General features: G+C 40.1%; 10 protein-coding genes. All 10 read left to right on the top strand.

Annotated features, from left to right (window positions below):
* The first annotated feature begins 36 nt into the window (after window positions 1–36).
* The 10 genes from A5888_RS07295 to A5888_RS07250 all read left to right on the top strand — a co-directional run bounded on the left by A5888_RS07295 (window position 37) and on the right by A5888_RS07250 (window position 11,892).
* A complete protein-coding gene (locus A5888_RS07295; protein ID WP_086350411.1) occupies window positions 37–378 on the top strand; it encodes a DUF1831 domain-containing protein in 342 nt (113 codons plus the stop codon).
* A gap of 195 nt (window positions 379–573) precedes the next feature.
* The gene (locus A5888_RS07290; protein ID WP_170924863.1) at window positions 574–1,164 is read left to right on the top strand and encodes a sugar O-acetyltransferase; all 591 of its coding nucleotides are present in this window, start codon (window positions 574–576) and stop codon (window positions 1,162–1,164) included.
* A gap of 401 nt (window positions 1,165–1,565) precedes the next feature.
* Complete coding sequence (locus A5888_RS07285) at window positions 1,566–2,954, top strand: extracellular solute-binding protein (protein ID WP_086350410.1); 1,389 nt, start codon at window positions 1,566–1,568, stop codon at window positions 2,952–2,954.
* A gap of 66 nt (window positions 2,955–3,020) precedes the next feature.
* Window positions 3,021–3,899 carry a carbohydrate ABC transporter permease gene (locus tag A5888_RS07280; protein ID WP_086350409.1) on the top strand — a complete coding sequence of 293 codons (879 nt, stop codon included), beginning with the start codon at window positions 3,021–3,023 and terminating at the stop codon, window positions 3,897–3,899.
* Window positions 3,896–4,708, top strand: coding sequence for a carbohydrate ABC transporter permease (locus tag A5888_RS07275; RefSeq protein ID WP_086350408.1), 813 nt, complete (start codon window positions 3,896–3,898; stop codon window positions 4,706–4,708). The genes A5888_RS07280 and A5888_RS07275 overlap by 4 nt, the downstream gene beginning before the upstream one ends.
* Window positions 4,709–4,780: 72 nt before the next feature.
* On the top strand, window positions 4,781–5,806 hold the full coding sequence (locus tag A5888_RS07270; protein ID WP_086350407.1) for a LacI family DNA-binding transcriptional regulator: 1,026 nt from the start codon (window positions 4,781–4,783) through the stop codon (window positions 5,804–5,806).
* A gap of 96 nt (window positions 5,807–5,902) precedes the next feature.
* Window positions 5,903–8,206: a glycoside hydrolase family 65 protein gene (locus tag A5888_RS07265; protein WP_086350537.1), complete on the top strand. Its 2,304-nt coding sequence runs from the start codon at window positions 5,903–5,905 to the stop codon at window positions 8,204–8,206.
* Between the two features lie 297 nt (window positions 8,207–8,503).
* The gene (locus A5888_RS07260; protein WP_086350406.1) at window positions 8,504–10,687 is read left to right on the top strand and encodes a glycosyl hydrolase family 65 protein; all 2,184 of its coding nucleotides are present in this window, start codon (window positions 8,504–8,506) and stop codon (window positions 10,685–10,687) included.
* The gene (pgmB, locus tag A5888_RS07255; RefSeq protein WP_086350405.1) at window positions 10,675–11,307 is read left to right on the top strand and encodes a beta-phosphoglucomutase; all 633 of its coding nucleotides are present in this window, start codon (window positions 10,675–10,677) and stop codon (window positions 11,305–11,307) included. Before A5888_RS07260 ends, pgmB begins: the two co-directional genes overlap by 13 nt.
* Window positions 11,308–11,718: 411 nt before the next feature.
* On the top strand, window positions 11,719–11,892 hold the full coding sequence (locus A5888_RS07250) for a hypothetical protein (RefSeq protein WP_339102020.1): 174 nt from the start codon (window positions 11,719–11,721) through the stop codon (window positions 11,890–11,892).
* Window positions 11,893–11,962 lie beyond the last annotated feature (70 nt).

Raw genomic sequence — 11,962 nt, 5'->3', positions numbered from 1 at the left:
ATAATGAAAGATGAAATGAATAAAAGAGGTGAGTAAATGGCATTTAAAGAAAAAGCAGCAGTAGAAGGATCAGACGTTTTCTACAAAATGAATCCAGCTGCAAAACGCTATACGTTACGAGATAATGGCTTTACAGAAACAAATTCCGGTAATTTTCAATTGATCCGCTCATTGGATGCAACACCACAGAGCAAAGAAGGCTTTAAGTTGAAAATTACAGTGGCAAAAGATTTACAAACATTGAAGATGTCAGTAACGACAGCTAATGGTTTGAAATCTATGAATATTTTTAAAAATGAGCAGCACGCAATGAGTCAAGAAAAATTCTATTTTCTGATGGACGGTATGATTAGTCGAGGCGTACTGGAAAAAGCGTAAACTGACTATGAGAACTTGGGGACCTCCTCAGGTTCTTTTTTGTTGAAAGGTCGCACTGACAGTGGCTATGAACTATAGAAAAATAACTTTTAGTGTAAACGTTTAAAAAGTGGATTCGCCTATTCATTAATAGTGATTATTCTTTTTTTTGCATGTGATATACTTTAGTGAATAAAACTTTATGAGGTAAAATAAATGAATTTAGAAGAACAGAGACAATTTATTTTAAGTGGCCAAATGTATAATGACTTAACAAAGGAACTAGTCGAGGCGAGAGAAAAAGCAGTTTTCCTTACAAATGAGTACAATGTCAGCTTTGGAAAATCATCAGAAGAAAGAGAAGCACTATTAAAACGATTATTAAAGTCGATAGGTACAGCTGTACATTTTGAACCAACCTTCAGATGTGAGTTTGGTTATAACATATCGATAGGCAAGAATTTCTATGCCAATTTTGATTGTGTTATGCTTGATGGTGGCAGTATTGAGATCGGTGACAATGTTCTTTTTGGCCCAAGAGTTGGTATCTATACCTCGAATCATGCAGTAGACGCATGGGAGCGCACAAATGGCGCTTGTTATGCAGACGCTGTGAGAATCGGAGATAATGTTTGGCTAGGTGCTGGGGTTCAGGTAAATCCGGGAGTAACGATTGGCGATAACACTATTATTGGTTCTGGAAGTGTCATCACAAAAGATATTCCTGCGAACGTAATTGCCGCTGGGGTACCTTGTAAAGTGATTCGTGAAATCACAGAGATGGATAGAACAGGATATAAGCCATAAATCGAGAGGTTCAAAGGAGCGAACTATGTTCAATGAGAAGACAATGAACGACTTTGGATGCACCGTTTATTCGGATTCAAGGAGCTGAGCTATAGTATTGTCTCGCTCCTTTTTAAATAGCCAAGCGAAGTACAAATTAAACTGTGAGATACTGTTTGCCTGTAATTTGAGTACCAGAAATGATAAGTAAATAAAAAGAATAATTCAATAACATCATTAAAAAACAGAAAGCGCCCGAAAGAGAATTTCTTTATGAAATTGAATAACATGTAACTATAATAATCTTCGTTAAAAATAAAAAAATATCATGAAAGCGCTTGACAACTTTTTAGTTTAACGTTAAACTTTGTTTGTAAGATTAAGTTTAACGTTAAACCTTATAAATTTTAGGAGGGCTTACAATGAAGAAGAGAGTCATCACAGCATTGTTTTCAGTTTTATTAATTGGTGGATTGGCTGCCTGTTCCTCATCAAAAAAAGATGAAGGAGCAAGCTCTGGGACGAAGGACACAACTGAGGATAAAGGGATGGACATTATTGGCCAGACGGTTCAGTTTGACCCTAATAAACTCGTGAACGATGGAGAACCTATCAAAATTGATTACTGGACGTGGAATGAAGGAGATCCGGCAATCGAAATGGCAAAAGAGTATGAAAAAATCTACCCAAACGTTGAAATCAAAATCGTTAATCAGCCTTGGGAAGACTATTGGACAAAGCTTCCGCTATCTCTAAAGGGCAAAGATGGACCAGCAATTTTTAATATTCATAATTCACAGCACGATATTTTGATTCCATATCTCGCGCCATATGATATTTCAGTAGATGACTTGAAGGCAGACTTTACTTCGGTTGATCCTCATGTGATCGATGGTAAGGTTTATTACACAGATAGCTTGATCAACACTGGAAATATTTATTACAACAAAACGATGTGGAAAGAAGCTGGACTGACGGAGGCAGATATTCCGAAAACATGGGATCAGTTCAGAGAAGTAGCGAAGAAATTGACTAAAACTGAAGGAGACCAAATTACTCAGGCCGGCTTCAACTATAACTTTGAAAACTATAGTGCGATTTATGAAGGCTTGAACTATCAGAAAGGAACATTGTTGTTTGATGAGTCCGGCACAAAAGTTAATTATGACAACAAGACAACAGTTGAAAATATGCAGTTTCTGATTGACTTGTATGAAAAAGATAAGGTTGGTTCAAAAGACTTTGGTAAAGAAGCGAAACAAAGCTTTGGTAATGGGCAGTCTGCTATGGTTTATATGTGGGGCTGGTATCTGAATGAGCTAAATACGAATTATCCGGATATTGATTTTGGAGTGTTCCCAACGCCAACACCAACGGAAGAAACGCCATTTGCTTATGACCGCTACAATGGAGAAAGTACTCCGGGGATCAATAAGAACCAGTCTGAAGAGCAACAGGCTGTTGGACAGGATTTCTTGAAGTATTGCTTGGCAAATGATGAATACTCTAAAAAAGGTGCGTTGGCTCTTGCTTCATTCCCAACCAAAAAATCGTTGGCTGAAGATACTGAAATTTTAGAAAATCCAGTTTTAAGTGCGATTGCTCCACGTGTGGATCGCTTGATCTGGCCGGGTGCGTTCCCTGCTACTGTTGAAAAGACAGCAGATCAAACATTGGATGATGTACTTTATAACGGAAAAGAAATGAAGCAGGCAATCAAGGATGGACAAGAAAAGATGGAATCTGAAATGAAGGATACAGATTTTACTTCATTGGAATCCAGCTATGCGTTTTTTGATGAAGCAAAGTAGATAGATTGGGAACGGACGTCGGGGATTTCCCCGACCGTCCTTCCTAAGAATGAAGGGGGAGTAATTATGGAACAAAAAACAATAAAACCTGCATTCATTAATCTGAGGAATGTGACGATCACACTATTGGTCCTCTATTTTGCTATTTTTCTTATCTATCCAATTTATAAAGCATTTGCAGGAAGTCTTCATGACTGGAATCCTTTGATTGATAAATATGACTACGTCGGATTTGAGAACTTTAAAAATGTTTTAACGAATAAACTGTTCTGGAGTTCAATGAGCAATACATTTATTTTTTCATTCTTCTCCGTAGTGTTTCGTGTTGTACTTGGGCTGGGGCTGGCGACTTTGCTGTATTCAAAACTGGCACGCTTCAAGACATTCTTTAGAGGGATGTTCTATATGCCGACGATCACGCCATTAGTTGCGGTATCCTTTGTTTGGATGTGGATGTTCAATCCACAGTTTGGACTGATCAATAAACTGTTTGGCTTGGATATCAACTGGCTGATGAACTCTCAATGGGCTATGCCAGCAATTATTATCATGACGATTTGGAAAGATTTTGGCTATGCTACGGTAATTTTTCTTGGAGGACTGATGGGCTTACCGGAGGATGTGTTCGAGGCAGCGTCGATCGATGGTGCGAGTAAATGGCAGAAATTTAGTCAAATCACTTGGCCGCTGTTACGACCAACTACTCTTTTTGTAGTCATTACATCACTGATTACTTATTTACAGGCTTATATACAAATACTGATTATGACAAAAGGCGGACCTGGGACGAGTACCTATGTGATCTCCTATTTGATTTTTGATGAAGCTTTTGAAAAATATAATTTTGGTACAGCTTCGGCAATGGCGATCATACTCTTTGTGATCATTGGTATTTTAACAATCATCATGTTCAAAATTACAGGGGAAGGGAAGCTGGACAAATGAAAACGAAAAAGATCCTATTCAACTTATTCCTATTATTTTTAGCCTTAGTGACGGTCGTACCATTTGTTTGGATGCTTCTCTCTTCTTTTGCAACCAATCAGGAAATCGTCAGAGTGGACGGCGGACTCTTTCCAACGCCAACAACGCTTCAAAATTATGTAGATGTTCAAGAGAAGTTCAATTTTATGCGTATGTTTTTCAATAGTTTGTTGATTTCAGTGGCAATCACAGCAATCACGATTTATTCTAGCGCGTTAGTTGGGTTTGTCTTTGCGAAGTTTCGATTCAGAGGTAGAAATCTATTGTTTGGCGTCGTATTGAGTACAATGATGCTGCCGTGGGCTGTGACGATTATTCCAAAATATGAAATGATGATGGACTTTGGCTGGCTGGATTCGTATAAGGCATTGATTATTCCGGCGATGGTCAGTGGTTTCGGTATTTTCATGTTTCGCCAATCTATTTCGCAGATATCTGATGAAATGCTTGAAGCTGCACGTGTTGATGGTGCAACAGATTTCTTTATTTTCCATAAAATCATTTTACCAATGTCTCGTAACACAATTGCAAGTCTGGCAATTTTCCAATTCCTATGGAGCTGGGAGGATTTTCTCTGGCCGTTCTTAGTGATCAATGATGAAAACAAACAATTGATCTCAGTTGGACTTCGAATGTTCAATGGTCAATATGGAACAGATTATGGTGGTTTGTTCGCTGCAACATCAATTTCTATTATTCCGGTTATCATTGTATACATTATTTTCCAGAAGCAGTTTATTGCCGGTGTGGCAACAGGATCTGGAAAATAGAAAAGAAAGTTTGCATACTATTTTGAGTTATAGATATAATAGTTGTAAATAAACAAGAAGACGGTGAAGAATATGCGGGTAACAATCAAACAGATTGCCAAGGAAGCAGGCGTGAGTGTAACGACCGTTTCCAATGTCATTAATAAGAAAGCCCATCGAGTTTCCAAGGATAAAATTGAACTAATCGAAGAAATCATAAAGAAATATAACTATACACCCAATATGAATGCACGGGCTTTAGTCCAATCTTCATCCAAGCTGATCGGTCTATTGTATTATTCTGATAAAGTAGATGTGGATTTCTCAGATCCCTTTGTTACAGAAGTTTTGGAAGGAATCGAACGTAAGGCGAAAGAAGCCGGAATGTTTACACTGATCCATAATGTTACTTCTGTTGAAGATGTGGAAGCGGTTCAAAGAAATTGGAAATTCGAAGGGTTTATTGCTGTAGGTGTTTCTCCGCAATTTTATAGTGAAATCAATAAAATCATTCAGACGCCGATCGTATTTGTTGATACGCACTTAGCAAACAAAAAAGAGTATCTCATTGAACATGAACACAATCGGGTGTTTATCAATTCGGACGACTTTGAAGCTGGAACGATTGCAACAGAGTTTCTGATTGAAAATGGTCATGAAAGATTTGCTTTTCTAACATACCCGTTTGATGAAGATACAACTGGGGTTATCGAGCAGCGTTATCAAGGATTCAAGAAGGCGTTGAAGAACCATACGCTAAGTTTTAATCGCAAGCTTTTGTTTCATCGTGGTGAGTTCGAAAAAATGGCGAAGCAATTGCATGAGTTTACAGCTGTTGTTGTAACTGCGGATTTTTTAGCAGCTTCCTTCATTCATTTTTTGAAGGAACAGGGACAATATGACAAAGAGAAAATTTCCATTATCGGCTTTGATGATATTCGTTATGCGGAAATCAATGATCCGCCGTTGACGACGATTCGCTTGGACCATGTGAAAAAAGGTGAGATGGCCTTGTTGAAGCTTATCGCTATCATCAATCAGTTGGATCAGGAGGTCCAACCATTGTATTTACTTTCAGGTGAATTGATTGTTCGCCGTTCAGTAACAAAAATCAATTAAGCAAGAGAAATGAGATAGGACAAGGGTGTTTTTATGGACATCCTCGGCTCTTGTTTCAAAAAACGTACTTTAAATAAAAATGGTGGTGTATATTCTATGGCAAAAGCTGCAGATGATTATTTTAAACTAGATCCCTGGAAAATCATTGAAGAAGGCTTCGACCCAAAGTATGAGCGAGTATCTGAATCGATTTTTTCCTTAGGAAATGAGTATATGGGTGTACGTGGCTATTTTGAAGAAGGGACATCCGGCGATAGCCTTTTAGGAAACTATTTCAATGGGATTTATGAGTATAGTCGAAAGGAAGCCTTATCTCACTATAAGGGAATTGTAACGAAACCGCATTTTATGCTGAACGCTGTAAATTGGTTAGATACGTCTATTCAACTGGATGATGAGCAACTGGATATGAACACGATCCAGCTGAAAGATTTTTATCGTGAGCTAGATTTGAGGACAGGTAGATTGACTCGTTCTTTTATCTGGATAACTCAAACGGGGAAACAGCTGAAACTAACTTTTGAACGCTTTCTTCATATGGAAAAATCGACAAATGGCTATCAAAGAATCTCTTTTGAGCCATTGAATTTTTCAGGAACTATTCAAGTGAAGCTAGGAGTCGATTTCAATACGATGCATGGAGAAGAACCTGTTTCTTTTTGGCAAGAACAGAAAAAGGGTGTGCTGAATAAGGCAGGGGATCTGGCCATTATTGGGCAGACGCTTACGACCAAGCAGCAGATTTTTACAGGATTTCATCTGACGGTCAATCAAGAATATCAAAAGCAACGGATCGAATCAGAAAAGAAAATTGGTTACGAACTGATTCTGCCTTTATTAGAAGGAAAAGAAGCCGTTGTTGAGAAGCTTGTTGTAAATGTAATCAAAAAGCAGGAAGTTAGAGAAGAAGTGTTATGGTCAGAGGGAAGTACTGTTTTAAATGAGTCAGTGACATCCGGCTATGAACAGGCACAACAGGAACAGAAAGACTACTGGTCGACTATTTGGGATCGTTTTGATATTCAGATCGATGGGGATGATAAGAATCAGCAAGGGATTCGTTTCTGTATTTTCCAGCTTCAACAGACCTATCATGGGCAAAATCCTTCCAACAATATTGGCGCGAAAGGACTGACTGGCGAAGCATATAGTGGTCATGCTTTCTGGGATACAGAGACCTGTTGTCTACCGTATTATTTGTTCAACAACCCAAAAGCGGCGAAGAATTTGTTGGAATTCCGTTATTCGACATTAGATGCAGCTAGAAGAAGAGCACGTGATTTAGACTGTATCGGTGCCTGCTATCCGATTGCTACATTAAATGGGGAGGAAGCTTGTGATCTCTGGCAGCATGCGAGTACCCAGTTTCAGCCAAGTACAGGTGTTGCTTACGGCATTTGGCACTATGTTCATTTAACGGATGACCGAGCATTTCTTTACGGGCATGGAATTGAAATGCTGGTGGAAATCGCTAGATTTTTGGAATCTCGAGGAGATTGGAGTCAATTAACGAAAAAATTTGGTTTTTATGGAGTGATGGGACCCGATGAGTTTCAAGTGATGGTCAATCACAATGCGTATACCAATTATATGGCTCAGCAAACATTTGAATACACGATCAAAGTTTTAGAGAAAATGAGTGTTGATGCTCCTGAGCAGTTGGGACAGTTGATGGATAAAATCAAATTGACTGAACAGGAATGGCAGCATTGGCAAAAATGTGCAGAAGAAACACTTTTCTTTGAACGTTCCGATGGTGTGATCGAGCAGCACGAAGGGTATTTTGATTTGCCGCATATCGATATTGATAAGATTCCGATTTCGGATTTTCCACTATACAGTCATTGGTCTTATGACCGCATTTATCGAAATGATATGATCAAGCAACCAGATGTGCTAATGTTCCAATTCCTATATAATCAGCGCTTTTCTAAGGAATCTAAGCAAGTGAATTATGCGTATTATGAACCGAGGACGATTCATGAATCGTCGCTGTCACCATCCATTCACTCTGTCTTGGCGGCTGAATTGGGAAGGGTGGATGAAGCGTTTGATTTCTTCAGCTTTGCGACACGAATGGATTTGGATAACTACAATCGAAATACAAATGAAGGGCTGCATACAACCTCAATTGCTGCGGCTTGGATGAATATTGTTTACGGTTTTGGCGGCTTGCGCAGTGATGGCGATCAGCTGATGCTTCATCCTGTAGTGCCAAAGCAATGGAAGGGGTACACTTTCCGAATCGAATATCGAAAACGGATTATTGAAGTGATGGCGAGCACGGAAGCCGCTTCTATCCGTGTCGTAAGTGGAGAACCGCTTCTATTATCTGTATATGGTGAAGAGCGGTTGATTGATAGTGAGGGAATAGAATTAGCTGTCCCAGCCAATCAGTAAGCGTCTCAGATGTAGCCAGCTTAGTTGAACAAGCGATCGTTCAACAACAAAGATCAGAAAAACGAGAGTGAAAGAACGAACTATAAAATTGATGCACTAGGTCAAATGAACTGAGTGTGATAGCTGATAAAAGAGATGGATAGCGAAGCAATAGCCGTCCATCTCTTTTTTTAACAGTCAGGGGTACGAGTCACAAGTGGATTGCAGTAGAGAATAATTTAGTCTTTTAAATCGAATGAGTGATGGATAGAAAAAAGCTGCCAATAGAATAGCAGGAAAAGATCAAGGAGGAAAATCATGAGTTGGTTGATTTCAGAAGAAGGCAGACAGCTTGAAAAAACGATTGATTTTGGCAATAAATTTTTAATAGGAAATGGGTACTTTGGGTATCGAGGAACGATGGAGGAGTATGATAAAAGCGAGTTACCAGCGTGTAATTTGTCTGGTATTTACGATCAGCAAGGAGCTTCTTGGCGGGAACCAATCAATGCCCCCAATGGTTTGTACACGCAGTTATTTGTTGATGGTGATCCGTATGATCTTCGAACGAAGGAAGTATGTGCACATCAGCAGCAAATAGATATGCATCAGGCACTTCACCAACGCAGAACGGTTTTCTCTGGTAAATCTGGGGAGGTAAGGGTTGTAAGCGAGCGATTCGCAAGTGGTACAGACAAGCATTTACTGCTGATGTCCTATTCTTTCTGTTTAGAGAATACTACGAATATACGTTTAGTCACGGGAATCGATGGTGATGTCTGGGATATCAATGGTCCTCATTTATTTGAGTATAGTCATTATTCAGAGGGACAGACGCTCGGACTGTCAGCGATCAGTGGTGAAATGAAGCATACGATCACAGTTGCAGATACTCTTACTACAGATTTTGAAGGCACGCAGCGGATTTTTGAAACAGAGAAGGGAATATTTCGACAAATCGAGTTTGTTGCGCAAGCGGGACAGACCTATCATTTTACAAAGTCAATCGCTATTTATACCTCTCAGGATGTGGCGGAACCTCTAAAATATGCTGTAAAGGCAAGTCATTCAGCGAACCAGAAAGGGTATCAGGCGCTGAAGAAGGAGCATCAGCAAGAATGGGCACAGCGTTGGTCGATGGCTGATGTTGAAATTGAAGGAGATGACGAAGCTCAGTTAGCGTTACGATATAGTATTTATCAGTTGATGATCATTGCTCCTCGGAACTCACAGGCGACTTCGATCCCGGCCAGAGGATTATCTGGTCAGACCTATAAAGGGGCTGTGTTCTGGGATACAGAAATGTTTATGCTGCCATTCTTTCTTCATACGGAACCGGAAACAGCTAAAAATTTGATAGATTATCGTATAAAAACGTTAGATGGAGCACGAGCTAAGGCAGCAGAATATGGTTTTCGTGGCGCTTTTTATGCATGGGAAAGTCAAGAGAATGGTCAAGATGCCTGTTCTGACTATAATGTGACGGATGTATTTACTCAACGTCCAATGCGTACGTATTTTAGAGATAAGCAAATCCATATCAGTGCGGCGGTTGCTTATGGGATTTGGGAAACCTTTCAGATGACAGGAGAGTTGGCGCTGTTGATGAATGGTGGTGCAGAAGTCATTCTTGAGTGTGCTCGCTTTTACAACTCGTATGCTTACTATCGACCGGAAAAAGAACGTTTTGAACTGATTGATGTGATTGGTCCGGATGAATACCATGAACGCGTGTATAACAATGCCTATACCAACAAAATGGCTGCCTACACGATCAATATTGCAGAGAAGGTATTGGAGCAACTGGAAGATTCCCCTACGTATAAAGCAGCGTTGATTGAAAAATTGGCGTACGAGCAAGAGATAGAGCAGCTGAGAAATATGAAAAAAGCATTGTACGTTCCTCAGCCAGATGATCAAACGGGGCTAATCGAACAGTTTGATGGCTATTTTAAGCTAGAAGATACGACAGTAGATACGGTTCGTTCTCGCTTGATCGATCCAAAAGAGTATTGGGGCGGAGCTTATGGGGTTGCTGCAGATACACAAATCTTGAAACAGGCAGACGTGGTCTTATTACTGACGTTATTCAAGGAAGAATACGCCAAGGAAGTCAAACGGAAGAATTGGCAGTATTACGAGCCAAGAACTGAGCATGGTTCTTCACTAAGCCCTTGCATCTATGCGTTGCTAGCCTGTGACATTGGTGATCCTGAGTGGGCCTATCCGTACTTTATGAAGACGGCATCTGTTGATTTGACCGGTGAATCCAAGCAATTTGCAGGGACGATTTATATCGGCGGTACACATCCGGCAGCTAATGGTGGTGCTTGGATGGCAGCTGTTTTGGGCTTTGCTGGTCTGAAAATCAGCGAGGGAAGAGTTTCGGTGAACCCTAAACTACCAAAGCACTGGCAGAAAATGCGTTTCAAGGTTCAATTGAAGGAAGAAATTTATCATGTAGAAGTAACAAAGGAAGGTGGAAAAGTATGGAAACAATGAAGGGTGCAATTTTTGATTTAGATGGTGTATTGGTCGATACAGCGAAATATCACTATTTGGCTTGGAAAAAGTTGGCAAATCAATTAGGTTTTGATTTTACTGAAGAGGAAAACGAACAACTAAAGGGAGTAAGCCGTGTCCGCTCATTAGAGATTCTTTTAGAACTAGGTGGAATCGAAAAAGATGAGCTGGAGCAAAGTCGATTGCGAGAAATGAAGAATGACTGGTACCTGACGTTCATCAAAGATATGACTGAAGACGAGCTTCTAAAAGGGGCAAAGGAATACCTTCTCCAACTGAAGAAGGAAGGAGTTAAGATCTCATTGGGATCAGCTAGTAAAAATGCCGTTTCCATATTGAAAAGCCTGAATATTTATGAGCTGTTTGATGTGATTATTGACGGAACAAAGGTAACAAATGCCAAGCCTGATCCGGAAGTTTTCTTGAAAGCGGCGCAAGGTTTGGGGCTATCTCCAGAGGACTGTATTGTTTTTGAAGATGCTCAGGCTGGTGTACAGGCAGGAAAAGCAGCAGGAATGTATGTGATTGGTATCGGCACGAAGGAAAATCTTCCTGAAGCAGACAAAGTAGTAGCGGGACTTTATGAATTGGTAAAATAGAAGAGAGGCAAGGCCGTCAAGGCAGAGAAATTTTCTGAATGACAGGCCTTGCCTTTTTATTTTTGGGGACATTTTCCTGCCGAAGCCTCTTCGAAGAGGCTCGAAAAACAGTGGTTTACCACTGAGGCATTCTCGCTTGTGACTCGTCGCAGTTTAGGGCCTACGAGTGTTGAGCGGACATCGACGCAGCTCGCTACTAGTAGTTGCTGCCTCTGCGATTAGCTAATTCCTTTAACTATCTTTACGCATACCATTCTACTATTATCTTTCCAGTCTACTAATTTTCAAGTAGATGAATGGTGGAAAGAATGTCTAGTCTATCTAGCAAATAAGAAAAGTAGAACTGGCAACTCGAGGCAAAGCAGGACAATTGAACCGCTTTTCTGTTCCACCGTTGTCAAGGATCATGTGTTGATCAAGGAGGGCAATCAGAAAAAGCAGGAATTGGGTTCTGCCTATAAATACGTGAGCCTCGATCCGCCGCTTGAAATCGTCGATTACTCGATAGCGCATGAAAGATGGATCGAAAATGCTGCTTATACGCTAGATGAACGAGTTCTTTTGATTCGCTTGAAGGACACATAAGGAGAATAGGAGACGAGAAATGATTGGATTATAAAGAAGAAATTACAGATATGGTCAACATCTTTACATC

The organism is Enterococcus sp. 9E7_DIV0242 (genome assembly GCF_002140975.2).
In the GTDB taxonomy this organism is placed as follows: domain Bacteria; phylum Bacillota; class Bacilli; order Lactobacillales; family Enterococcaceae; genus Enterococcus_L; species Enterococcus_L clewellii.
This window is presented reverse-complemented; position numbering and strand designations above follow the sequence as displayed.

Bases quoted from the DNA above. Each gene is read 5' to 3' on its own strand.
- A5888_RS07295 (WP_086350411.1), top strand. From the start codon at position 37: ATGGCATTTAAAGAAAAAGCAGCAGTAGAAGGATCAGACGTTTTCTAC.
- A5888_RS07290 (WP_170924863.1), top strand. From the start codon at position 574: ATGAATTTAGAAGAACAGAGACAATTTATTTTAAGTGGCCAAATGTAT.
- A5888_RS07285 (WP_086350410.1), top strand. From the start codon at position 1,566: ATGAAGAAGAGAGTCATCACAGCATTGTTTTCAGTTTTATTAATTGGT.
- A5888_RS07280 (WP_086350409.1), top strand. From the start codon at position 3,021: ATGGAACAAAAAACAATAAAACCTGCATTCATTAATCTGAGGAATGTG.
- A5888_RS07275 (WP_086350408.1), top strand. From the start codon at position 3,896: ATGAAAACGAAAAAGATCCTATTCAACTTATTCCTATTATTTTTAGCC.
- A5888_RS07270 (WP_086350407.1), top strand. From the start codon at position 4,781: ATGCGGGTAACAATCAAACAGATTGCCAAGGAAGCAGGCGTGAGTGTA.
- A5888_RS07265 (WP_086350537.1), top strand. From the start codon at position 5,903: ATGGCAAAAGCTGCAGATGATTATTTTAAACTAGATCCCTGGAAAATC.
- A5888_RS07260 (WP_086350406.1), top strand. From the start codon at position 8,504: ATGAGTTGGTTGATTTCAGAAGAAGGCAGACAGCTTGAAAAAACGATT.
- pgmB (WP_086350405.1), top strand. From the start codon at position 10,675: ATGGAAACAATGAAGGGTGCAATTTTTGATTTAGATGGTGTATTGGTC.